Source organism: Alcaligenes sp. MMA (assembly GCF_020907215.1).
Lineage (GTDB): Bacteria > Pseudomonadota > Gammaproteobacteria > Burkholderiales > Burkholderiaceae_B > Alcaligenes > Alcaligenes aquatilis.
In genome coordinates this window covers 770,661-793,274 of sequence record NZ_JAJJPP010000001.1, presented here as the reverse complement: position 1 = coordinate 793,274, position 22,614 = coordinate 770,661, and the positions used below count along the sequence as shown (strand labels likewise).

Sequence of the window (22,614 nt, the reverse complement as noted above, 5' to 3'; positions counted from 1 at the left end):
CCGCATGAGCACCCCAGCCAAGCCTGATCTGCGTGAGCAACGCCGCATACGTGAACTAAGCGCCATGGTGACACGCACCTTGGCCGACGATGCACACGTACACATACGACAGCAACTTTTTTTCAAAGCCAATCGTCCCTTGGTCGCTTTGGCTCCTCACCTGCATTTACATAAAATAGAAACCCTACAAAGCATGCGGGGCGTGAGCGATAGCCTCGCCTTGCGTTTACTGCATACCCGCAGCAGCCTGCATCAGCAACTGATGCCCTCGACCGCCGTATCCCGATTAATTTTTGATTGGCTGGAGGCGCTGCGCACCGAATCTTTAGCCCCAAGCTCTATGCCCGGCATGCGCCATAATTTGCAGCAACGTTTCTATTTTTGGTCGGCAGGTTACTACCACGCCCGCCACACGGAAAGTGAGTTAGGCATTTGGCTCTATACCGTGGCACAGATGTGTTGGAGCCGTTTGAATGCACTGCCCGTCTATGCAGAAACCGAGGATTTCATTGAAAGCACCCGTGCTGGCTTAACGCCGGAGCTGGGCCCGTTGCTGTATCAATTACGCAAGCACCGTAATGACCAGACCACATACGCCACCTACGCACTACAGGTAGCTGCACTGGTGCAGCAAGAAGTGGAAGCGATGCGCCAAGCACAGCCTGCCTGTGCAAACGATCCGGAAAATGAACCCGAGTGGGATGATTTTTCGTTACTGCTGGATTTTGATGGGGACGGAGTGGCGTCAATTGCACACACTATCAGCAATACCGAGCCGCCGTCTCAGCATACGCAAGAACAGTATCAGGTGTACGACGAGCAATATGACAAAGAAGAGCAGCTGGCCAAACTCATACGTCCCGAGTTACTCAACGCCTATAGGGAGCAGATTAATCAGCGTATTGCCCACCAGCACGTGCACCTGAACCTGCTGGTACAACGCCTCCGGCGTGCCTTGACGGTATATAGCAATCCGCGCTGGGAGAATGATCAAGAAGATGGGTACATTGATGGTGCACGGCTAAGTCAACTGGTGAGCAACCCCAACGAGCGTCGTCTGTTCAGACAAGCGATGCTGGCCGCCCATACACCATGCAGTATCAGCTTCCTGGTAGATTGCTCAGGTTCAATGAAACACCATGCCGAGACGGTAACGCTAATGGTGGACATGCTTAGCCGCGCTTTGGAACAAGCCGGTGCCCAAACAGAGGTGCTGGGTTTCTCGACGCATGCATGGAATGGCGGCAAGCCGTTTAAGCGCTGGATGGCACGGCAACGCCCTGCCAATCCGGGCCGATTAAATGAAGTCAGCCATCGTATTTTCAAGTCGGCACACACACCTTGGAAACGAGCAAACCGAGCCATCACCGCACTGATGAAACTGGACTATTACCGTGAAGGCATTGATGGCGAAGCCGTGCAATGGGCATGCCGACGATTGCTGTCACAACAAAGCGAACGCAGGATTCTCTATGTGCTATCGGATGGCTGTCCGATGGACAGTGCGACCAAGCTCGGCAATCACGAACATTATTTGGAAAATCACCTGCTACAGGTGTTGGCACAGGCAAGCCAACAATGCATAGAGGTGTGGGGTATAGGCATAGGTCTGGATCTAAGTCGGCTCTATACGAATACGCTGATTGCAGATTTTGAGCACGGCCTGGATAACCACTTTCTGGATGACTTTGTGCGTAGCCTACGCCCTACTCGCTGTGGCCCTGGGTCTCAATCTTAGCCAAAGCGGTAGCCGCCCGTTTTAATGCGGGCAAACACAACAGCGCCTTATCGGGTGTCATGCGCATCACAGGTGCTTGCATGGCAACCGCCATATTGGAGCGCCCGCCATCAGCGCGAGGCACCAATACCGCCACACAAAACAAACCAGGCAAAAACTCTTCGTTGTCGAAGGCATAGCCACATTCCTTAACCAGCGCCAACTCTTTTTCCAGCTCATCCAAGGTGGTGATGGTGTTTTTGGTATAGCTTTCCAAGGAAATCTCGGCCAACAAACGACGACGTTGTGCAGGACTCATTTGTGCCAACAGCACTTTACCGCTGGCAGAGCAATGAATAGGCACTCGTGATCCGGGGCGTAAATAAAAGCGCAAAGGCGCCTCGGTTTCAACCCTGTCCAGATAGAGCACCTCACCACCAGACAGTGCCGTCAAGTTACAGCTTTCACCTAGCTCGTTACCCAAATTGCGCAGCACCGCCCGCCTGGCACCGTATTTCGTGTCGTTGAGCAGTAAATCTTCAGCCAGGCGACGTAAACGTCCGCCCACACAGTAATGCCTGCCATCCGTATCGCGGGCCAACATACCGGCCCCTTCCAGTTGCTGCAACATACGATGCACGGTTGGTTTGGGCAGCTCAATCGCATCGACCACATCCTGCAGAGCAAACATACGATCCTGACTGGCAATGAGTTCCAAGATGCTGAACAAACGCATAGTGGGTGTATCGCCAGCGTTCTTTACTTTTGACTCACGTACTTTTGCTTGTTTTTCAGTCATATACAGGACTCATTTTTTAGACTCTTTACAGGCCATTGTATAGCAAAAAATACTTGAATCTTGTTGCAAACCCAAAAAATCTGCTATATATCTCATTAAACAGAACAATTAATCTCAATAATCAAGAAGAGGTGTAGAGTGCGCTTACTGGACAACATCATTGAGGCGGCACGTCGTCAACCTGCCACCATCGTATTGTGCGAGGCCGATGACCCTAGAGTGTTAAGCGCCGCGCAACGCGCCCAAACCGACGGCGTCGCCCAGATTATTGTCGTAGGGTCTCGCGTCGCTATTGAGACTTGCGCTCAACAACATGCGATTTCACTGAAGGGCCTGCGCATCGAAGATCCTCGTGACTCCACCTTGCGGGCCTGCCTGGAGACACAGTTGTTAGCCCTGCGGGCTCCCAAAGGCATGAGCGCCGAAGATGCCGCGACTCAAATACAAGACCCCTTATGTTTTGCCAACATGCTGGTGCATAGCGGTGTTGCCGGTGGGTCTGTTGCTGGGGCGGTATATAGCACTGCCGATGTGGTTCGTTGTGCCTTGCAGTTAATCGGGAAAGCACCTGGGACAGAGCTCGTGTCCAGCTTTTTCTTGATGCTGATGTGCCAAGCCCACCACCCCTTTCAAGGAGGAATGATTTTTAGTGACTGCGGTTTAGTGGTTGACCCTACTGCCGAACAACTGGCTTGTATTGCCCAAGCGGCTGCTCAGTCTTCCCGAGCCTTGCTGCAGACGGAACCGCGTGTCGCCATGCTGTCTTTCTCTACTGCCGGAAGCGCGAACCACCCCGCCGTCGATAAGGTTATCAAGGCCGCACAGTTGGTTAAGCAACGTTGCCCTGATTTAGCCATTGATGAAGACATACAGTTGGATGCCGCTTTAGTACCTGCTATTGCGGCGCGCAAACTACCTGATTCACATGTGAAGGGACTGGCGAACGTATTAATTTTCCCCAACCTTGAGGCAGGCAACATCGCTTACAAGACCGCTGAACGTCTGGGCCAACTGACCGCTATTGGCCCCCTGCTACAAGGTTTACGAAAACCTGCCAACGACCTTTCCCGAGGCTGCAGCAGTGACGATATTTACGCTGTCATCGCTATCACCTGTTTGCAAGCGCTGTCCACATCATGAGCTGGACCTCCACACTGCTTTTACTGCTCATTATTGCTATCGGCACCTATTTTCAAACCGTCACAGGTTTTGGTCTGGCGATGATTGTTATAGGGATCAACAGTGCTGCAGGGCTGACGGACATGCCATTTATTGCCTCAGTAGTCAGCCTGGTAAGCCTGGTCAATAGCGGTGTCGCCTTACCTCGACACCTGCACCATATAGACTGGCGTTTGGCAAATACCACCCTATTGGGTGTCATCCCCGCCAGCATACTGGGTGTCGTGCTATTAAATTTCCTAAATACCCAGGCCACCAGTATTTTGGAGCTCCTGCTGGGCTGCGTGATTAGCTATGGCGGCATCACCTTTGCCTTACGCCCCCGCCAACAGAAGAAGATATCCCGCCTACGATCTTTCTTCTCCGTAGGCTTTATTTCTGGGCTATGTGGGGGCTTATTTGGTATTCCTGGGCCACCCATTATTTTTCACTTGTACAGGCAACCCATCAGCTTGACCGTCACTCGCAATATGCTGCTGCTGATTTTTGCATGTACTGCCTTTTCCCGCAGTCTGTACGAGCTCATTACTATCGGCTTTCCGAAAGCTACACTGACCACCACCTTATTAGCCGTCCCTTGCGTGGCCTTGGTCACCCTCCTCACACAACGCTTTCCGCCCCCTATCAGCGTGAACGCAGTACGCCACATCACCTTTGCTACCTTGATATTGATTGGTGCCAGCTTGATAGTACGCAGTCTCAGCAGATTGCTATAAACATCTTTCTGTGTGATCGGGGGGGCAATCATTCGTGGATTTTCCCATTTTCTGGCTGCCGTCCTGATAAAAAAACGTGCAATCTCATTAAACAGAATCAATACACCACACGCTCGTGTCACAGCGCCCTGAAATAAAAAATGGCCGGAATATTCCGGCCATTTTTTAGACAATCAGACAGTCCATGAAACTGGCCTGATCGCCATACTGACGCAACTTTGCTTCCAGCACGGGAGCAGGAACACCTTCAATGGGCTTATAGCCAAGACGCTGCCAATACCCTACTGCCGGTCCTAAAGACACGAGGCTGCAACGACGCAGACCACGCTGCCAGGCGTAGCGACGACCGGCCTGCAACAAGGCCCCGGCCACACCACGGCCTTGTGCTCGGCGCATCACGGCGCAATCGTGAATAAACCATTGGTCTGCAGGCGCAGGCAAGCTTTTCAAGGCATCCCCCAGGGACGGCGGCAACAGCCCCGCCCAGGGATAGGACACCAGATACCCTTGCAATTGATCGTCGGCATCGCGTGCCACCCAGCAGCTCTCCGGCGCCAGTTCCAGGCGGTTCTGATAAAAGCTGCGGTCTTCCAGAATATCCGCGTCATACACATCAGCCTGAACCTCCAGCACCTGGTCCAGATCGTGCAAACGCATTAATTCAATCTGTAAAGTCATACCTACTACACAGCGGCCCACTACCACCACCGTGCCATTTCACTTTATTAATCGCGGAAGTTATCGTACTGCAAAGGCAATTCCACCTCGGTCTGTTTAAGCAACGCGATGGCAGCCTGCAAGTCGTCCCGTTTTTTGCCAGTCACACGCAGTTTCTCACCTTGAATCTGCGTATCCACTTTCAGCTTGGCGTTCTTGATGGCGGCAATCAGCTTCTTGGACGTAGGCTGATCCAGCCCCTGGCGCACTTTCACTTTCTGACGGGCACCGGCCACGTTTTCCAGCACTTTTTCCGTATCCAGGCAACGCACATCAATACCACGGGCTGCAATACGACCACGCAAAATCTGCATCATTTGCTCCAGTTGAAACACGCTGGGAGCCGACTGCAAAATGGTGTTCTCGTCTTCAAGTTCAAATTTGGCATCCGTACCTTTGAAGTCAAAACGGGTAGCCAACTCGCGGCTGGCTTGTTCGACTGCGTTACGCAATTCGTGGGTATTGACCTCGGATACAACGTCAAAAGATGGCATTCCTAACCGTCCTGTTCCTTAAGTGCAGACAGGCCGCATAAAGCGACCTGTGTGCTTTTTAGAAAACGCTGGTCTTAGTCCGAAGCGGCTTGCTTGGCCTGCTGACGCAGCGCGAATTTCTGTATTTTACCTGTTGCCGTTTTGGGCAACTCTATAAAGCTGAAATGTCGCGGTATTTTAAAGCCAGCCAAGTACTGACGGCAATGCGCGCGCAGTTCTTCCACGGTGACTTCCGCACCGGGACGCAGTTCCACGTAGACATGAGGCGCTTCGCCCCACCGTTCATCAGGCTGAGCGACGACAGCGGCCGCCTGCACGGCCGGATGCCGATACATGACGTCTTCAATCTCGATGGAGGAAATATTCTCGCCCCCGGAAATGATGATGTCCTTGCTGCGATCCTTGATGCGCACATAGCCGTCGGGTTCGCACACTGCCAGATCGCCAGTATGAAACCAGCCTGCTCCCAAGGACTCCTGAGTGGCTTCGGGATTTTTCAGGTAGCCCTTCATGGTGATGTTGCCACGGAACATGATCTCGCCCATGGTCTGACCATCTGCAGGTACAGGCTGCATGGTCTGTGGATCCAGAACCTGCACTGCCCCTTGCAGGTGATAGCGCACGCCTTGGCGGGCATTGCGCTGCGCACGTTCCTGAATGCCCAGTTCATTCCAGGGAGCATGTTGTGCACAGACCGAGGCCGGACCATAGGTTTCAGTCAGGCCATAAACGTGGGTCAGTACAAAACCCATACGCTCCATGCCTTCGATCATGGTGGCTGGAGGTGCAGCGCCTGCCACCATGGCCGACACACCCTTGGGCAGGCGGGACTTCAAGGCTTCGTCGGAATTGACCAGCAAGGAATGCACAATGGGCGCGCCACAGTAGTGGGTAACGCCATAATCGACCATATTGTCCACCATGGCCTGGGCTTCCACCTTGCGCAAACAGACGTTCACACCAGCACGAGCCGCGATCACCCAGGGGAAAGTCCAACCATTGCAATGGAACATGGGCAGGGTCCACAGATAGACCGCATGCTTGGGCATGTCCCATTCCAAGACGTTGGACAAGGCCCCCAGATACGCGCCACGGTGGTGATAGACCACGCCTTTGGGCTTGCCGGTAGTACCGCTGGTGTAGTTCAGGGCAATTGCATCCCACTCGTTGGCGGGCAATTGCCATTCGTAATCCGGGTCACCTCCGTCAACAAACTCTTCATAGGTTTGCGAGCCGATGCGCTCTGCGCCAGTGTCAAAATAAGTGTCCACGACGTCAATAACCAGAATGGGCTCTTTGCTTTCGCGCAGGCTCAGGGCTTCTTTCATGACGGCGGCAAATTCGCTATCCACCAGAACCGCGCGCGCTTCGCCGTGATCGAGCATATAAGCGATGGTGCTGGCATCCAGACGGGTATTCAAGGTGTTTAACACGGCGCCACACATCGGCACGCCAAAGTGAGCCTGAACCATGGGCGGAGTATTGGGCAACATCACAGCCACGGTGTCGCCCTTGCCTATCCCTGCCTTGGACAAGGCACTACCTAGCTGACGGGTGCGAGCATAAAGCTGCGACCAGTTCATCTTGATGCCGTTTTGGGCGGGCCCGTAAACCAGAGCCGGGTAGTCAGGGTAGACAAAAGCACTGCGCTCGATGAAATCCAGCGGGGACAAAACACGATAATTGGCGTCTGTCTGGGGCAAATCCTGATCGTAAATACTCACCACAAAGTCTCCAAAAAAAGGGCGGGCTAACCGAAATCCACGGCGGTCCGTCTGATAATTGCGCTCATACATTAGCTGGCTACAGCGCTTTGGGCAAGGTCGCCTTTTCAGCTATAGAGGCGCATAATGACACGCTATCTAAGGTATATATCGCGACCGGCTGACTGCTCGCTGACAGTTTGCCCCCTACCCGAAGGTGCTTCATGCCCGTAGCCATGCTGTATATTGCCGCCGGAGGTGCACTGGGCGCACTGCTGCGGTGGCTCCTGAGCCAAGGTCTCAATGTCCTGTTCCCTACGCTGCCCCCCGGTACTTTGCTGGCTAACTTGCTTGGCAGCTATTTGATGGGCATTGCGATGGCCTATTTCAGCGGATTGGGGCTGGGCCACGAAGGCTGGCGCATGTTCATCATGACAGGTTTCCTGGGCGGCCTGACGACCTTCTCTACCTTCTCTGCCGAAATCATGACCCTGATGATGCAACAGCGTTATATCTGGGCCTTGGGCGGCATCGCCATCCATGTCGTCGGCTCCTTGGTGATGCTGGGTCTGGGCATGGCCACCTGGGGCCTGCTGCGGGGACAGACATGATAGACGTGCATTTTCTGCAAGCCGGCTCCCCTCCACCGGATGTGGAGCAACGTTTCGGGAATCAGAACGCCTGGTTCAAACGTGCCTTGCAAGCTCTGGAGGTGAATGTCCACACTTGGCGAGTCCATCAGGACAAGGCCCTGCCCGCAGCAGACTGCCCGGACCCTGTCGTGATCAGCGGTTCCTGGAGCATGGTCACTGACGAGCCGGACTGGAGCGAAAATCTGGCCGCCTGGATTCGGGAGCGCTATCAGACCCCCATGCCTTTGCTGGGTATTTGCTACGGTCATCAATTAATGGCTCACGCCTTGGGCGGACGTGTGGATTACCATCCTCTGGGGGCCGAGGTGGGCTATCTACCCATTCACCTGTCCGAGCAGGCGCACGAGCATGAGTTGCTGACCCATCTGCCCATGCAGTTCCCTGCCCTGCTCACGCACCAGCAAAGTGTGCTGAGTTTGCCGGACCATGTGCAAGTGCTGGGCAGTTCCGCCCACGACCCCTATCAAATCCTGCGGTACGGCCCCGCGCAGTGGTCAATCCAGTTTCATCCTGAGTTTTTTGCCGGCCTGTTGCGATACTGCGTGCTGCGAAAGGCTGAGTCCTGGCGAGCCCAGGGCATAGACCCGAAAACCCTGGCAGACCCCATTCAGGACACGCCTGACGCCCGTCGTCTGCTGTGCCGTTTTGTGCAAATTTACTCGTCCAGTGGCCCCAGTGGACGACGGAAAAATTCGCCAGGGGTTTGACCCATCAAATCCCGAAAAGCCGCTACAAAGGCCGACATGCTGTCGTAGCCGCATGCCAGGGCGACATCGGTCACCCTTTCATGTCGCTCCAAAAGAGGCAAGGCACTCATGACACGCAAGCGCTGACGCCAGACCCGAAACGTCAACCCCGTTTGCTGGCGAAACAAACGGCTCAAGGTTTTTTCTGACAAACCCTGTTGCCCTGCCAGATCCTGCAAACTCCAGTCGCCCGATGGGTGGGCCTGCAATTGCTCACACACTTGCAAGAGGCGCGGGTCCGAAGGCCAGGGCAGAATCAGGCCGCTTTCAGGTGCAGCCAGCAAACGATCCAGCAAGACCTGCACCAGACGCCCCTGTGCCCCCTCTCGCTCATACAACACAGGCAAAAGGCTGAACTCGCGAATCAGCTCGCGCAACAAACGGTCTACGATCACCACGCGACACGCCGTTGGTGCTTCAGGCAAGGCACTGACATCAATATAAAGACTACGAATCTGGGCATCGGGTGAGCTACGCACCCCATGCTCAACGCCTGCAGGCACCCATACCGCCTGCTGAGGCGGCGCCATGAAACGACCGCTGGCCGTGCGCACCTCGATCACCCCAGTCAGGGCATAGGAAAACTGCACCCAGGGATGTCGATGAGGACGAGCAATAGCTTGATTGGGCAAGGTACGCTCCTGGCCATACAACGGCCTGGGCAGGTAGCGCAACTGCTGCAAACTCGCTGGAATTGGCTCCGCCGGCATCAGAATGTCCGTTTGTCGATAATCCATATCCGTTTAGCGATAAACCCCCAAAAAAGTCTACGGTACAGTGAGGCCTTTCATAACACAAGTCTTTCAAGCCTCTAACAAATCCATGCTCTCTCAACTACGACTGCTTTTTGACAACTTCACCCTGATTCTGATCAGCGTGGTGGCACTGGCAAGTTTCTTTCCCGCCTACGGCCAAGGTGCGGTGATCTTCGATGTGATCACTGGTCTGGCCATTGCCCTACTGTTCTTCATGCACGGCGCCAAGCTGTCCCGCGAAGCCATCATTGCCGGAGCAACCCACTGGCGTTTGCACTTGCTGGTCTTTGGCTGCACGTTTGTCATATTTCCGCTGCTGGGTCTGCTGTCCAAGCCCATCTTGCTGCCATTGCTGGGCATGCCTTTGTTTGTGGGCATTCTGTACATGTGTGCCCTGCCTGGCACCGTGCAATCGGCCATTGCCTTTACCTCCATTGCTCGTGGCAACGTACCTGCTGCCATTTGTAGCGCATCAGCCTCCAGCCTGATCGGTATTGTGCTCACGCCGGTGTTGCTCAAGCTTTTGCTGGATGCTGATGGTGGCTCGGCCGCCTCGACCCTGGATGCCATCAAAAAGATCAGCCTGCAGTTGTTGCTGCCCTTTGTCGTCGGCCACCTGATGCGCCCCCTGATTGGCAAATGGATGGATCGCAACCGCAAATGGCTGCGCAGCGTCGATCAGTCCTCGATCTTGCTCGTGGTCTACACCGCTTTCAGCGCCTCGGTCATTGGTGGACTGTGGCAGACCGTACCGCCCAAGTCTCTGGCTATTCTGGCTGTGGTCTGCCTGGTCTTGCTGGCCATCATCCTGTTCCTGACCACTTGGCTGGCTCGTAAACTGGGTTTTAATAAAGAAGACGAAATTGCGATTGTCTTCGGTGGCTCCAAGAAAAGTCTGGCAACCGGCGTGCCCATGGCCCAGGTCCTGTTTACCGGTGCTGCGATTGGCCCAGCTCTGCTGCCCATCATGATCTTCCACCAGATTCAATTGATGGCTTGTGCATTCATTGCGAATAAATATGCGCAGCGTCCAGAAACACCAAATGAAAAAGCACAACTGCAACGTGCCTGATCGGAAGGACAAATGAAAATGGCCTGGTTTCTTGGAAACCGGGCCATTTTACTGACTGGAAGCAAAACCCCAACCGGTACGTTGAATAGTTCATCAAGGCAGCTTGATAGGCAGTTTACGAACTCCTTTTCAAGGGCTGGTTTGAGCTTGTTTATAGATCCGAAATGTACACAAAAATAGTGGTGCCATCGTACCTGAATGAGCCATCAGGATTCTTTTGATTCAGCACCTTGCGCAAATCAACAGGATGCAGCCACCCTGCCCCCAGCAGACCGCCATTAATCGCTCTGATCTCCGTTCCGCCCACCGCAATGGCGGCATGGAAGAACTGCATGCCTGCGACTCGACAAAATCCAATAGCCTTGCCTCCGGGCAAAGAGCTTTGCCCATCCCACTTCCTGCCTTTTGAAAAATTAAATAAAGGTAGCCAGTTCTGGGCAGATATGGACGTTAATTGTTCATAACTAATTTTGGCGTTATACAAATAACGCATATACGCTGCGGCGTCATAGCAAACGCCTTTCATATATGCCGTAATATCATCCGGACCATGAATAAGATATCTGTCTGCATAAATGATTCTATCGGGCGCTGAGAGTTTGGCGGTTTTCGTGCCTTTATCTGTCAAATTCATGGCTAAACCCTTATAAACAGATGAGAAACCTCGGCACATAGTAGCAGCAAATACTAATTTACATTCTTAAGGAGGTACTATTTACCGATTGAATTAAACAATCAACATCCAGCACTACGCCTAACTAATAGATTAATTAAAAAAGTTAGATAATTTTATAAAAATAATTAAAAACCAAACTAGCAAACAATTAACAAGTAAATCATTCCTAACAAGCGTCTCCATAAACTTGTATTTTCCATCCAAACAAAAAGAGCGCTGAAGCACGCTACTGCTCCAACGCCCTGCTCAACACGCGCCAAACAACGCTACATCCAAACTGCTCACTTCAGCTTGTTGATCTTGTCGTTCAAGGTTGCTGCCGATAACTCCCCTGCCCGCACATCCACCAAACGGCCCTGCTCGTCCAGGAACAAGGTGGTTGGCAAGCCTCGGCTACGTACGGCCTGGCCCAGTTTCATTTGTGGGTCACGCCACATATTGCCCAGCTCCAGGTTCTCGTCCATCAGGTACTTCTGGATTTCACCCAGTTCCTCGCCCTGATTCGCAAACACAATATTGACATCCGAACGGCTGGACTGCACCTGCTTGAAAGCCGGCATTTCTCGACGACAAGGAGGACACCAACTGGCCCACAGATTGACGACGGTCACCTTCCCCTGATATTGATCCAGGCTCTGCGGCGCGCTGAAATCAGCCTGCATGGGGATCAGGTCTATTTCGGGCAATGGCATGGTCGGCTCTACACCGCCTCGGCCGACTGCCACCATGATCAAAGAAAAAGCGGCCACACCCACGGCCAGGCCGCCGGACACGGCTGGCAGCATCGCCTTATCACGCAGCACACGCCACAGCACATAAAACCAGCCTGCCGTCACAGCGGCAGGGATCATCAGGCCACCGTCACGCAGATCCAGCCAGTGCAATGGCTCGCTTTGGTAGAACTCCCACTGCTGAATCAGAAAGCCCAAACGTCCAACCAGCACGCCCAAAATAATCGCCCGCCACAAGACCGATTCGGCCCGGGTCTGCCTGCGTCTATCCAGCCAGGCGGCCAGAAACAACCCCAGTAATGCCGCGACCATAAAAGCAAACAAAGAGGTGGCAAAGGTAAAGGGGCCGAGCTGTATGCTTTGCATAAACATCAATCCTGACAAGACCAAGTAAAAAGAGACCCGCCATAAGCGGGTCGGGGCAATAAAGACAGACAGCGGCGCGGCTAAAAGATTCCCTAAGTCAGGAGGCCTTGCCCAAGATCTGCATGAATTGACCCATTTTCGTGTGGCACTTGATACCGGGTTCCAACTCTACCCCACTGCTGACATCGATGGCATACGGGCGGTGCAAGGCCACTCGCTCAGCCACATTGTCAATACGCATCCCTCCGGCCAGAACCAAGGGAGGAAGGCCATCCTGGTCTTGCAGACGTGCTTGCAAACCTTGAATCAGTTCGGGATCAAAGGCCGTGCCGGTACCACCGTAGGCATCGTGATAACCATCCATCAACCAGGCGCGTGCATCGCGATAATTCAGGCACTGTTCCAGCAAACCGTCCACTGTATCCAGACCGGGCGCGCCCACCCGAAAAGCCTTGATATAGGGATGTGCGTAGCGCCGGCACTCTTGCGGGCTTTCTTCACCGTGAAATTGCAGCAAATCGGGTTGTACCTGTTCCAGAATTTCCCGCACAACGTTCTCGGAGGCATTCACGAACAGGCTGACCACCTGCACAAACGCCGGCACACGGGCGCGCAAGGAGACAGCGTGCTCCGTGCTTAACATGCGAGCACTTTTCGGGTAGAAAACAAACCCCACTGCATCTGCGCCCAACTGCACGGCAGCATCGATATCCTGCGCTCGGGTAAAGCCACAAATCTTGACTCGGGTACGGCTGAACATCGCACATCCTCGAATAAAAAACGGGGGCCAGATGCCCCCGTGTGAATCATAACGCGTCCTTACTGGAAACTGCTGGCGGCATCATCCATTCCAAATCCATAGCTGTCAGAACCATAGGTCGATTCTGTACCGAACTGAATTTGTGAATCATCCAGCAAAACTTCGCCATGCTTGTAATGTGTGACTAAGCCGGGGAAGGTCAAAACAGCAGCCACCATCAACAATTGAATGATAATAAACGGCACTGAGCCCCAATAAATATCAGTCGTCGACACACGCTTGATACGCTCGCCCGTCACCTTGTCGGTATAGTCATCTTTGGGGGCCACCGAGCGCAGGAAAAACAACGCGAAGCCAAAAGGCGGGTGCATGAAGGAGGTCTGCATATTGACCGCCAACAAAACACCGAACCAGATCAGGTCAATGCCCATCTTGTCAGCAATTGGCCCGAGCAGCGGCACAATAATAAAGGCCAGTTCGAAAAAGTCGAGAAAGAAAGCCAGCAGGAAGGTCAGAATACTGACAATGATCAGGAAGCCCCATTCCCCGCCGGGCATGTCGATCAAGAGGTGCTCGACCCACAGGTCACCATTGATGCCGCGAAAGCTCAGACTAAAGACGGTCGAACCCACCAGAATGAAGACCACAAAGCACGATAGGCGGGTCGTCGATTCCATGGCCTGACGCAGCAGCTTCCAGGATAAGCGGCCACGCGTTACGGCCATGATGATGGCCCCCACCGCCCCCATCGCCCCGCCCTCGGTGGGGGTAGCCACACCAATAAAGATGGTGCCCAACACCAGGAAGATCAGGAACAGCGGTGGCACCATCACGAAAATCACGCGCTCGGCGATTTTGGACAGCATGTTCAGCTTGAGCAACTTGTTGATCAGCGCGATCACCCAGGCCGTTACCCCCCACAACAGCATCAGCACGACGATGTGCTCGTCCATGGGGATATTGGGGTGAGTGGCAAAATAGTGCTGCGAACCAAAGTAGGCCACGGCCGATGCCACAATGCTCAAGACGATCAGCGAGGTCAAACCACGGCTGCCATTAGGCTCCACATACACACGGGCCTCAGGCGGCAAGGCAGGAGCCGACTTGGGCTTGATGTAGGACATCACCACAATGTACAGAACATAGGTCGCCACCAACAGCAGACCGGGCAGCATGGCACCTCGGTACATATCACCGATGGAGCGCCCCAGTTGGTCAGCCAGAATAATCAGTACGATGGAAGGCGGGATGATTTGCGACAGCGTGCCCGAGGCTGCAATCACCCCTGTGGCTAACTTGCGGTCATAGCCGTAGCGCAACATGATGGGCAAAGAGATCAAGCCCATGGAGATCACGGAGGCCGACACCACACCCGTCGTAGCAGCCAACATGGCACCGACCAGCACCACGGCAATGGCCAGACCACCACGCAAAGGACCAAATAGCTGACCAATGGTATCGAGCAGATCCTCCGCCATCCCTGAGCGCTCTAGGATCAGCCCCATTAAGGTAAAGAAGGGAACCGCCAGCAAGGTATCATTCTCGACAATACCAAATACCCGTTGAGGCAAGGCCTGGAATAAGGCCGGCTGCATCATGTCCAGTTCAATGGCGACCAGACCATATAAAATCCCGATTGCCGACAAGGTGAAGGTAACGGGAAAACCCAATAGCAAAAACACGATCAGGTTAAAGAACATGATCGGAGCCAGATTATCAACCAGAAATTCCATTGTTACTGGCCCTTAGAAACAGAGGTTGTTGCTTCGTTTGCCTGGGCAATCTGACGAATTTCCTGGGCAAGTTCTTCTTCTGCGCTCAGCCCACCATTCCTTAATAAGGGGTTGGGACAGACACCGCGCAAAAAGCCTATGCATTTGATCAGGTGGGACACACCGGCCAAAGCCAATAAGGCAAAACCAATGGGGATCAGTAACTTGACAGGCCAACGCACCAGCCCACCCGTATTGGAGGACTGCTCGTTCAGCACATAGGACTGCTCAAAAAACGGAATAGAGAGCCAAAAAATCAGCAAGGTTGCGGGCAGAAGGAAAAAGATCACGCCAATAATATCGATCCAGACCTGAACACGCGGCGGAAAACGTTCCGCTAACGCATCCACCCGTACATGTTCATTCACAAAGAAGGTATAACCGGCCGCCAGCAAGAAAATGGCACCGAACAAATACCACTGCAATTCCAGCCACTGATTGGAGCTGATGCCATACACCTTGCGAACGATGGCGTTAATAGCACTGACCAACACCACGATCAGGGTTAGCCAGGTCACGGACTTACCAACGACCGTATTCAGACGGTCGATCAAACTAGACAATCGTAAGAAAAATTTCATGGCCTTGCTCAGGATATGGTCGCCTTCTGGATTCGCTTGTGGCTCATGCTCGAAGGTGGTCGGCCTTATACAGATAAGAATGTAAGAAACAAAATGGCTTCACATTTTATACGATTCAAGCATGTGAAGCCGGTTCGAATACCGGGGATAAACCCTTTAGACACGGGCTAAATCATGATTTTTCTGAGACCGTTTCAGCAAATCGCACGCCACTTAATTCATAGAGCAAATCGTAGGGATTGCGGGTAGGAATATCAAACTGCTGGGGGTAATCTACCCCGGCCAGATACAGACCACTGGCATCGAACGTCGGAGCCGATAAGCGGCGATCGCGCTGCGCCAATAAATGCAAAACCCAATCTGGCGGCTGTCGGCCTTGGCCGATATAAATCAGCATACCCATCAGGTTGCGAATCATGTGATGCAAAAAAGCATTGGCGCTGAAACGGAACAGGAAAAAATCGCCCTGCTGCTCGATATGAATGTGCGACATGGTACGCACCGGGCTGGCCGCCTGACATTGCGAGGAACGAAATGCACTGAAGTCGTGCTCGCCCACCAAATGGTGAGCCGCCTCTTGCATCAGGGCCAGGTCCAAAGGACGAAAAACCCAGGCCACTCGGCCATGCAATAAGGGGGAACGCACCCGGTGCTGACGCAGCAGATACACGTAGTGACGACCTTGGGCCGAGAAGCGTGCATGGAAATCATCCGGCACTTCGCGCGCCCATTGCACGGCAATGGAATTCGGCAGCAAGGCGTTCAAGCCGCGCACCCACGACTCCAGGCTGCGCTCGGCAGCCGTGTCCAGATGAACTACTTGACTGAGGGCATGAACGCCGGTGTCGGTGCGACCGGCGCAGATCGTAGAGACAGGCTGGGCCGTAAAACGGCGCAGTGCCTGCTCCAGAACATCTTGAACGGTGTTGCCACCGGCCTGACTTTGCCAACCCAGCCAGGGCGTCCCTTCATAGCAGACACCCAATGCAATACGTCTCATGGTGGGTTTGCCTTACTGACGAACGGGAGGCTCGTCCGAAGGCGGCTGATCCAGATCCAGATTGATTTTTTCCAGTTTTTCCCGAACCATCGCTTCGCTAACGGGTGCGGGCGAGTCATCGCCATGGCGATTTTCGGTATTGGCACGGCGCAACACCCAGGTCACCAGGACCACAATTAACGCCAGTACTACGGCCATCACGGCCAACATATGTTCTTGAATCCAGGACACGGTCTTTTTTGCCTTGTTAACTGCACCGGCCATCTTGCCCTGCTCGGGCTCAGATGGTGCGGAAATCGCTCCTGCCACGGCGGCAGAAGAAGCGGCGCCCGAAGCGCCAGAATGCGTGTTGCCCGTAGCAGCATCGCTACCGGCATCCCCCAGACCCAGCTCTTGCGCCGAATCCAGGATTAAATCTTTAGCGGCCTCGCCTTGGGACTGCAAGGCACGGCCCAGGGTGGAGACATTCTCTTCCAGTTGCGAGACACGGTCGCCCGTCTCGCGCAGTTGATGCTGCAATTGCTGCTTGGCATCACGGGCTTGCGTCCCTGCCGACAAGAGCAAACGATCCTGGCCTTGCGCCTGAGCTCCCGGCTCGCCTGAACCCGTTTGCGCCACACCCTGGGAGGCATCAGCCTGATCCTGCCCCTCCTGCGCCGCAGAGCGCAACGCTTGGGCCTGATCGACATAGAGGCGACGAGCTTGAGCATCGTCTATGGACAACATCGCCGCCACATCGGGAATCTGTAAGGTTTGGCCTGCCTTTAGGCGGTGCATATTCTGCTTGATGAACGCATTCGGATTCTGCTTATGAACCGCCATCATCCACTGATAGGCACTGACACCATCCACGGCATGGCGACGCGCCAAGGCATGCAAGGTATCGCCGGATTTCACGCGTACCGCGCTTTGTGCCTTCACATTGGATGGAGTGGTCGAACCGGAAACCTGCACAGACACCGGCGCCTGATGGCCTGCCTGTGTTTGAGTCACCGCTTTGACAGCCACCGGAGCCGGAGCCAACACGCTGACCTGATGCAGGAACTGTCCGCTATCACTTTGAATCTGCAAGAGCACATCGGCCACAGAACCGGAGAACATCTGCTCGGAAGAGAGCCGAATGCGTCGTACTTGCCCTTGCTCGTCACGCTCGATCACGGCCTTCAGGGAATTCAGATCAACTGGAGGGGTCAAGCCAGCCTGTTGCCAGGCCGACAAGGGAGCCGGTGCCACTTTCAAGGACAGGCTTTCTTCCGGACTGATCTGTCGAATACCCACATCCAGTTTGAAAACCTGATTGGGAGCTGACACCAAACGACTATGGCCAATCTCCAAAGCGCAAACCGGTGCGGCCGCCAGCATCCCGGCCACTAGCAGGGCCGAACCCAGCGTACGTACGGGATGAAGGCGGCCAACCATGATTAGAGCTCGCCCAAAGCAATACGCAACATGCGGCGCAGCGGTTCGGCTGCGCCCCACAGCAACTGGTCGCCAACCGTGAAGGCGCTCAGGTACTCGGGACCCATGTTCAGCTTGCGCAGACGCCCCACAGGGATATCCAGCGTGCCAGTCACGGCAACCGGAGTCAGCGAATCTACAGTGGCTTGACGCTCGTTAGGAATGACTTTGGCCCACTTGGAACCTTCAGCCAGGATATCGGTGATCTCGTCCAGCGGTACATCACGAGTCAGCTTGATGGTCAGAGCCTGGCTGTGGCAACGCATGGCACCGATACGCACGCACAGACCGTCGATAGGAATATGCTTGTCCTGCGCACCACGGCCCAGGATCTTGTTGGTTTCCACGCCGCCTTTCCATTCTTCACGCGTCATGCCATTGCCCAGGTCAGAGTCGATCCAGGGGATCAGACTGCCGCCCAGCGGAACGCCGAAGTTTTTCTGCGGCAGATTGGGATCGCGCTGTGTCTGCAAGACACCACGGTCGATATCCAGAATGGCCGATGCAGGATCGTCCAGCAGGCTGGAGACGGACTGATTGATCAGACCGAACTGAGTCAGCAGTTCGCGCATGTGCTGTGCACCACCGCCCGACGCCGCCTGATACGTCATGCTGGTCATCCACTCAACCAGATTCTGGTTAAACAGACCGCCCAGACCCATCAGCATGCAGCTGACCGTACAGTTACCGCCGATGAATTGCTTGCCACCGTTGGCCAGCGCCGCATCAATCACAGGACGATTGATCGGGTCCAGCACAATCACGGAGTTTTCATCCATGCGCAGCGTGCTGGCCGCGTCAATCCACAAACCATTCCAGCCGGCGGCACGCAGCTTGGGGTAGATCTGGCTTGTGTAATCTCCACCCTGGGCGGTCACAATAATGGGCAGCTTTTTCAAAGCGTCAATATCGTGGGCGTCCTGCAAAGGGCCAGCGCCGTCAGCCCACGAGGGAGCTGCGCCGCCAGCATTGCTAGTCGAGAAAAACACCGGCTGAAAAAGGGAAAAATCGCCTTCGTCGCGCATGCGCTGCATGAGCACGGAGCCCACCATCCCACGCCAGCCGACCAAACCTACCGCTTGAGTCATAGTAGTACCACCTGGATATATAAAAAAATAAAACGATAGAAGATACTATCGCAAAGCCTTGAGCACTGCATCCCCCATAGCACTGGTGCTCAGCAATTGACAACCGTCTTCGTAGATGTCGCCGGTACGCAAACCTTGTTCGAGCACGCTGGCAACCGCTGCTTCGATACGTTTGGCCTGGTCTTCTGCATTGAGCGAGTAGCGCAGCAACATGGCAGCGGACAAAATGGTGGCCAAAGGATTGGCTTTGTCCTGACCGGCGATATCGGGTGCCGAGCCATGGCTAGGTTCGTACAAACCTTGCTGGGATGCGTTCAGAGATGCCGAGGGCAACATGCCGATGGAGCCTGTCAACATGGCCGCTTCATCCGATAGGATATCGCCAAACAGGTTGCCTGTGACAATCACGTCGAATTCTTTTGGTGCACGCACCAATTGCATGGCGGCATTGTCCACGTACATGTGGCTCAATTCCACGTCCGGATACTCACGGGCCACATCAATCATGATGTCGCGCCAGAACTGGGATGTTTCCAGCACATTGGACTTGTCCACGCTGCACAAACGCTTTTGACGTTTTTGTGCGGCCTGGAAACCCACGTGGGCAATACGGCGCACTTCGCTTTCGGCATAGTGCATGGTGTCAAAACCCTGACGCTCGCCAGCAAAGTTGCCCTCTTCCACGGTACGCACACCGCGCGGCTGACCGAAGTAGATATCGCCCGTCAGTTCACGCACGATCAGGATATCCAGACCGGATACGACTTCTGCTTTCAGGGTGGAGGCGTTAGCCAGTTGCGGGTACAGAATGGCGGGACGCAGATTGGCGAACAGGCCCATGGCACGACGCAGGCCCAAAATAGCTTGCTCGGGACGCAGGTGGCGCTCCAGCGAATCGTATTTCCAATCACCCACAGCCCCGAACAACACGGCGTCGGAGCGTTGGGCCAGGCTCAGTGTTTCAGGTGGCAGAGGATGGCCGTGCAGGTCGTAAGCGGCGCCGCCCACCGGAGCCACGGTCATTTCCAGATCCATGCCCAGAGCGCCCAGTACGCGCTGAGCCTGTTCGGTAATCTCGGGACCGATGCCGTCACCGGGCAATACTGCGATTTTATGAGTCATGATGAGTAGGACGTAAAAATTAGAGAGTAAGAGTGAAGAGCGCCGGCCCGACGACCGAAGCATCTTGGCCGCCATAGGCAGGCCGCAACAGCGAGGCTTCTACAAGGCCGGCACCCATGTTCAAGGTTGGCCGACCAACCAAGGGTGGCGGGCCAGACGCTCGGCCTCGTACTGACGGATCATGTCCGCTTTCTGTAAGGTCAGACCAATTTCATCCAGGCCATTCAAGAGGCTGTGCTTGCGCGAGGCATCAATGGTGAATGGCAACTCCCGACCTTCAGGTGTGATGACGCGCTGCTCGGCCAGATCAATACGCAGCTTGTAGCCGGGAAAAGCTTTGACCTCATCGAACAGTCGGGCAACATCCAGCTCGTTCAGGACAATAGGCAGCAAGCCGTTCTTGAAGCTGTTGTTAAAGAAAATATCGGCGAAAGACGGCGCAATGATGGCGCGAAAACCATATTGCATCAGCGCCCAGGGTGCGTGCTCGCGGCTGGAGCCACAGCCAAAGTTCTTACGCGCCAACAGCACAGAAGCGCCCTGGTAGCGGTCCTGGTTCAGCACAAAATCCGGGTTCAGCGGACGGCGGGAATTATCCATGCCGGGTTCACCGTGGTCCAGATAGCGCAGTTCGTCAAACAAGTTGGGGCCAAAGCCGGTGCGCTTGATGGATTTGAGGAACTGCTTGGGGATGATCAAGTCCGTATCCACATTCTCCCGATCCAAGGGAGCGACCAGACCTTCATGAGTAGTAAATGCTTGCATGGTGTGGATTTCCTCAGTTGAACGAACGCACGTCGACAAAATGGCCAGCAATAGCGGCGGCAGCCGCCATGGCTGGGCTGACCAGGTGGGTACGACCACCCTGCCCCTGACGTCCTTCAAAGTTACGGTTGGAGGTCGAAGCGCAACGCTCGCCAGGTTCCAGACGGTCGGCGTTCATGGCCAGGCACATGGAGCAGCCGGGCTCACGCCATTCAAAACCGGCATTCAGGAAAATCTTGTCCAGACCTTCTTGCTCGGCCTGACGTTTCACCAGACCGGAGCCAGGAACAATCATGGCTTGCTTGACGTTGGAAGCCACTTTACGACCCTTGGCTACGCTGGCGGCCGCACGCAAGTCTTCAATCCGGGCATTGGTACAGGAGCCAATGAATACGCGATCAATGCGAATATCGGTCAAAGGCATATTGGGCGTCAGGCCCATGTATTCCAGGGCGCGTTCCATGCCGTTGCGGGCAACGTCGTCCTTTTCCTTGTCTGGATCCGGTACGCGGCTGTCGATAGGCAACACCATTTCCGGTGACGTGCCCCAGGTCAACTGAGGGGTGATCTGACTGGCGTCGATACGGATCACGCGGTCAAATTCGGCGCCTTCATCGGTATGCAAGGTGTTCCAGTAGGCCACGGCTTGATCCCACAACACGCCTTTGGGCGAGTAAGGACGGCCACGCAGGTACTGAATGGTCTGTTCGTCCACCGCCACCATGCCCGAACGCGCACCGGCTTCAATCGCCATATTGCACACGGTCATGCGGCCCTCCATGGACAAGGCGCGAATCGCCGAGCCGCCGAACTCAATGGCATAGCCTGTACCACCGGCCGTCCCGATCTGACCGATCACATACAAGATCAGGTCTTTGGCGGTACAGCCAAAAGGCAGCGTGCCGTCCACCTGGATCAGCATGCTTTTGCTTTTCTTCATCAGCAGAGTCTGGGTGGCCAGCGTGTGCTCCACTTCCGATGTGCCGATACCAAAAGCCAAAGCGCCCACGGCTCCGTGCGTGCTGGTGTGGGAGTCACCACAAACCACCGTCATGCCGGGCAAGGTGGCGCCCTGCTCGGGGCCAACAATGTGCACAATGCCCTGACGCACGTCGTTCATGCGGAACTCGGTAATACCGAACTCTTCACAGTTGGCGTCCAGGGTATCAACCTGCAGGCGCGAGATCGGATCTGTAATGCCGTTCTGGCGGGAAGTGGTGGGAACGTTGTGGTCCGCCACAGCCAGGTTGGCACTGATGCGCCACGGCTTGCGGCCAGCCAGTGTCAGACCTTCAAAGGCTTGGGGGCTGGTCACTTCATGCAGCAAGTGGCGATCAATGTAGATCAAACAGGTGCCATCCGCGTCCTGATGCACGACGTGTTCGTCGAACAACTTATCGTATAAAGTTTTTGCCATTGCGCTCTCGCGATTCAGTTAAGACGACAACCCGCACAGAGCAGGCTGCATATAAATTTTTTCTTATTATGACAGGCGCAGTAACTGGGACAAGGACATTCACTATCCTAGTATTAGAACTACCAGGATAGCCAAATAAAGAAAAAGCCTAGCAATCTCAACATGATCGAAGGCCCTACTGGCCCGACAGCGCACGGCCGGCATCCGGTCGCCGGGGCACAACTGGTCTTTACTGATTTCCAGTCATCAATGACTAGGGCATTACTCATGCATAATCGGTCAGTAAAGCACGTGGCCTGGAGGAATAAACAGGCTGCTAAAAACCGG

General features: G+C 54.6%; 22 protein-coding genes. 6 read left to right on the top strand and 16 right to left on the bottom strand.

Annotation, left to right across the window (positions count from 1 at the left end; translation table 11 throughout):
* Positions 1 to 4: 4 nt before the first annotated feature.
* On the top strand, positions 5 to 1,738 hold the full coding sequence (locus LNA76_RS03560; RefSeq protein ID WP_230017950.1) for a cobaltochelatase CobT-related protein: 1,734 nt from the start codon (positions 5 to 7) through the stop codon (positions 1,736 to 1,738).
* Here the strand turns inward: LNA76_RS03560 and LNA76_RS03555 are convergent.
* Positions 1,707 to 2,516 carry an IclR family transcriptional regulator gene (locus LNA76_RS03555; protein ID WP_094196913.1) on the bottom strand — a complete coding sequence of 270 codons (810 nt, stop codon included), beginning with the start codon at positions 2,514 to 2,516 and terminating at the stop codon, positions 1,707 to 1,709. The two genes, LNA76_RS03560 and LNA76_RS03555, sit on opposite strands and share 32 nt — an antisense overlap.
* Before the next feature lie 138 nt (positions 2,517 to 2,654).
* Between LNA76_RS03555 and pta the strand changes: the two genes are divergently transcribed.
* Together pta and LNA76_RS03545 are read left to right on the top strand one after the other, a co-directional pair.
* Complete coding sequence (pta, locus tag LNA76_RS03550; protein WP_230017948.1) at positions 2,655 to 3,656, top strand: phosphate acetyltransferase; 1,002 nt, start codon at positions 2,655 to 2,657, stop codon at positions 3,654 to 3,656.
* Entirely contained in the window at positions 3,653 to 4,411 is a 759-nt protein-coding gene (locus tag LNA76_RS03545; protein ID WP_230017946.1) for a sulfite exporter TauE/SafE family protein, read from the top strand. The genes pta and LNA76_RS03545 overlap by 4 nt, the downstream gene beginning before the upstream one ends.
* Positions 4,412 to 4,576: 165 nt before the next feature.
* Here the strand turns inward: LNA76_RS03545 and LNA76_RS03540 are convergent, their stop codons facing one another.
* From LNA76_RS03540 to LNA76_RS03530, 3 genes are all read right to left on the bottom strand, one after another.
* Positions 4,577 to 5,089 (bottom strand): GNAT family N-acetyltransferase, encoded by a 513-nt coding sequence (locus LNA76_RS03540; protein ID WP_395013779.1) that lies wholly within the window; start codon positions 5,087 to 5,089, stop codon positions 4,577 to 4,579.
* 47 nt (positions 5,090 to 5,136) lie between these two features.
* The gene (locus LNA76_RS03535) at positions 5,137 to 5,622 is read right to left on the bottom strand and encodes a YajQ family cyclic di-GMP-binding protein (RefSeq protein WP_108727566.1); all 486 of its coding nucleotides are present in this window, start codon (positions 5,620 to 5,622) and stop codon (positions 5,137 to 5,139) included.
* 74 nt (positions 5,623 to 5,696) lie between these two features.
* Positions 5,697 to 7,349: an acyl-CoA synthetase gene (locus LNA76_RS03530; RefSeq protein WP_094198364.1), complete on the bottom strand. Its 1,653-nt coding sequence runs from the start codon at positions 7,347 to 7,349 to the stop codon at positions 5,697 to 5,699.
* Between the two features lie 200 nt (positions 7,350 to 7,549).
* Between LNA76_RS03530 and crcB the strand changes: the two genes are divergently transcribed.
* On the top strand, positions 7,550 to 7,936 hold the full coding sequence (crcB, locus tag LNA76_RS03525) for a fluoride efflux transporter CrcB (RefSeq protein WP_094196917.1): 387 nt from the start codon (positions 7,550 to 7,552) through the stop codon (positions 7,934 to 7,936).
* Positions 7,933 to 8,685 (top strand): glutamine amidotransferase, encoded by a 753-nt coding sequence (locus tag LNA76_RS03520; protein ID WP_230017944.1) that lies wholly within the window; start codon positions 7,933 to 7,935, stop codon positions 8,683 to 8,685. The genes crcB and LNA76_RS03520 overlap by 4 nt, the downstream gene beginning before the upstream one ends.
* On the opposite strand, the gene LNA76_RS03515 is transcribed toward LNA76_RS03520, so the two are convergent.
* Positions 8,634 to 9,461, bottom strand: coding sequence for an AraC family transcriptional regulator (locus LNA76_RS03515; RefSeq protein WP_094196919.1), 828 nt, complete (start codon positions 9,459 to 9,461; stop codon positions 8,634 to 8,636). The genes LNA76_RS03520 and LNA76_RS03515 overlap by 52 nt on opposite strands.
* Before the next feature lie 85 nt (positions 9,462 to 9,546).
* Between LNA76_RS03515 and LNA76_RS03510 the strand changes: the two genes are divergently transcribed.
* The gene (locus tag LNA76_RS03510; RefSeq protein WP_094196920.1) at positions 9,547 to 10,551 is read left to right on the top strand and encodes a bile acid:sodium symporter family protein; all 1,005 of its coding nucleotides are present in this window, start codon (positions 9,547 to 9,549) and stop codon (positions 10,549 to 10,551) included.
* A gap of 151 nt (positions 10,552 to 10,702) precedes the next feature.
* On the opposite strand, the gene LNA76_RS03505 is transcribed toward LNA76_RS03510, so the two are convergent.
* The 11 genes from LNA76_RS03505 to leuC all read right to left on the bottom strand — a co-directional run bounded on the left by LNA76_RS03505 (position 10,703) and on the right by leuC (position 22,287).
* Entirely contained in the window at positions 10,703 to 11,185 is a 483-nt protein-coding gene (locus LNA76_RS03505) for an urea amidohydrolase (protein WP_199827822.1), read from the bottom strand.
* Positions 11,186 to 11,508: 323 nt separating this feature from the next.
* Positions 11,509 to 12,324 carry a TlpA disulfide reductase family protein gene (locus LNA76_RS03500; RefSeq protein ID WP_094196921.1) on the bottom strand — a complete coding sequence of 272 codons (816 nt, stop codon included), beginning with the start codon at positions 12,322 to 12,324 and terminating at the stop codon, positions 11,509 to 11,511.
* A 97-nt stretch (positions 12,325 to 12,421) separates the two neighbouring features.
* Complete coding sequence (locus LNA76_RS03495) at positions 12,422 to 13,084, bottom strand: phosphoribosylanthranilate isomerase (RefSeq protein ID WP_094196922.1); 663 nt, start codon at positions 13,082 to 13,084, stop codon at positions 12,422 to 12,424.
* 59 nt (positions 13,085 to 13,143) lie between these two features.
* On the bottom strand, positions 13,144 to 14,817 hold the full coding sequence (locus tag LNA76_RS03490; RefSeq protein ID WP_094196923.1) for a TRAP transporter large permease: 1,674 nt from the start codon (positions 14,815 to 14,817) through the stop codon (positions 13,144 to 13,146).
* A gap of 2 nt (positions 14,818 to 14,819) precedes the next feature.
* Positions 14,820 to 15,437, bottom strand: a complete 618-nt coding sequence (locus tag LNA76_RS03485) for a TRAP transporter small permease subunit (protein WP_094196924.1) — start codon at positions 15,435 to 15,437, stop codon at positions 14,820 to 14,822.
* A 172-nt stretch (positions 15,438 to 15,609) separates the two neighbouring features.
* The gene (truA, locus tag LNA76_RS03480) at positions 15,610 to 16,437 is read right to left on the bottom strand and encodes a tRNA pseudouridine(38-40) synthase TruA (RefSeq protein ID WP_230017941.1); all 828 of its coding nucleotides are present in this window, start codon (positions 16,435 to 16,437) and stop codon (positions 15,610 to 15,612) included.
* Positions 16,438 to 16,449: 12 nt separating this feature from the next.
* A complete protein-coding gene (locus tag LNA76_RS03475; RefSeq protein ID WP_230017939.1) occupies positions 16,450 to 17,856 on the bottom strand; it encodes a type IV pilus assembly protein FimV in 1,407 nt (468 codons plus the stop codon).
* Between the two features lie 2 nt (positions 17,857 to 17,858).
* Complete coding sequence (asd, locus tag LNA76_RS03470) at positions 17,859 to 18,983, bottom strand: aspartate-semialdehyde dehydrogenase (protein WP_094196927.1); 1,125 nt, start codon at positions 18,981 to 18,983, stop codon at positions 17,859 to 17,861.
* Between the two features lie 45 nt (positions 18,984 to 19,028).
* Complete coding sequence (leuB, locus tag LNA76_RS03465) at positions 19,029 to 20,105, bottom strand: 3-isopropylmalate dehydrogenase (protein ID WP_230017938.1); 1,077 nt, start codon at positions 20,103 to 20,105, stop codon at positions 19,029 to 19,031.
* A gap of 120 nt (positions 20,106 to 20,225) precedes the next feature.
* A complete protein-coding gene (leuD, locus tag LNA76_RS03460; RefSeq protein ID WP_230017937.1) occupies positions 20,226 to 20,870 on the bottom strand; it encodes a 3-isopropylmalate dehydratase small subunit in 645 nt (214 codons plus the stop codon).
* 13 nt (positions 20,871 to 20,883) lie between these two features.
* A complete protein-coding gene (leuC, locus tag LNA76_RS03455; RefSeq protein WP_094196930.1) occupies positions 20,884 to 22,287 on the bottom strand; it encodes a 3-isopropylmalate dehydratase large subunit in 1,404 nt (467 codons plus the stop codon).
* Positions 22,288 to 22,614: the final 327 nt, after the last annotated feature.

Coding starts and splice junctions, on each gene's coding strand:
- LNA76_RS03485 (WP_094196924.1), bottom strand. CDS start 15,437: ATGAAATTTTTCTTACGATTGTCTAGTTTGATCGACCGTCTGAATACG.
- leuD (WP_230017937.1), bottom strand. CDS start 20,870: ATGCAAGCATTTACTACTCATGAAGGTCTGGTCGCTCCCTTGGATCGG.
- LNA76_RS03555 (WP_094196913.1), bottom strand. CDS start 2,516: ATGACTGAAAAACAAGCAAAAGTACGTGAGTCAAAAGTAAAGAACGCT.
- LNA76_RS03505 (WP_199827822.1), bottom strand. CDS start 11,185: ATGAATTTGACAGATAAAGGCACGAAAACCGCCAAACTCTCAGCGCCC.
- LNA76_RS03545 (WP_230017946.1), top strand. CDS start 3,653: ATGAGCTGGACCTCCACACTGCTTTTACTGCTCATTATTGCTATCGGC.
- truA (WP_230017941.1), bottom strand. CDS start 16,437: ATGAGACGTATTGCATTGGGTGTCTGCTATGAAGGGACGCCCTGGCTG.
- LNA76_RS03490 (WP_094196923.1), bottom strand. CDS start 14,817: ATGGAATTTCTGGTTGATAATCTGGCTCCGATCATGTTCTTTAACCTG.
- crcB (WP_094196917.1), top strand. CDS start 7,550: ATGCCCGTAGCCATGCTGTATATTGCCGCCGGAGGTGCACTGGGCGCA.
- LNA76_RS03540 (WP_395013779.1), bottom strand. CDS start 5,089: ATGACTTTACAGATTGAATTAATGCGTTTGCACGATCTGGACCAGGTG.
- LNA76_RS03535 (WP_108727566.1), bottom strand. CDS start 5,622: ATGCCATCTTTTGACGTTGTATCCGAGGTCAATACCCACGAATTGCGT.
- LNA76_RS03475 (WP_230017939.1), bottom strand. CDS start 17,856: ATGGTTGGCCGCCTTCATCCCGTACGTACGCTGGGTTCGGCCCTGCTA.
- leuB (WP_230017938.1), bottom strand. CDS start 20,105: ATGACTCATAAAATCGCAGTATTGCCCGGTGACGGCATCGGTCCCGAG.
- LNA76_RS03515 (WP_094196919.1), bottom strand. CDS start 9,461: ATGGATTATCGACAAACGGACATTCTGATGCCGGCGGAGCCAATTCCA.
- LNA76_RS03495 (WP_094196922.1), bottom strand. CDS start 13,084: ATGTTCAGCCGTACCCGAGTCAAGATTTGTGGCTTTACCCGAGCGCAG.
- LNA76_RS03520 (WP_230017944.1), top strand. CDS start 7,933: ATGATAGACGTGCATTTTCTGCAAGCCGGCTCCCCTCCACCGGATGTG.
- LNA76_RS03560 (WP_230017950.1), top strand. CDS start 5: ATGAGCACCCCAGCCAAGCCTGATCTGCGTGAGCAACGCCGCATACGT.
- leuC (WP_094196930.1), bottom strand. CDS start 22,287: ATGGCAAAAACTTTATACGATAAGTTGTTCGACGAACACGTCGTGCAT.
- LNA76_RS03510 (WP_094196920.1), top strand. CDS start 9,547: ATGCTCTCTCAACTACGACTGCTTTTTGACAACTTCACCCTGATTCTG.
- LNA76_RS03500 (WP_094196921.1), bottom strand. CDS start 12,324: ATGCAAAGCATACAGCTCGGCCCCTTTACCTTTGCCACCTCTTTGTTT.
- asd (WP_094196927.1), bottom strand. CDS start 18,983: ATGACTCAAGCGGTAGGTTTGGTCGGCTGGCGTGGGATGGTGGGCTCC.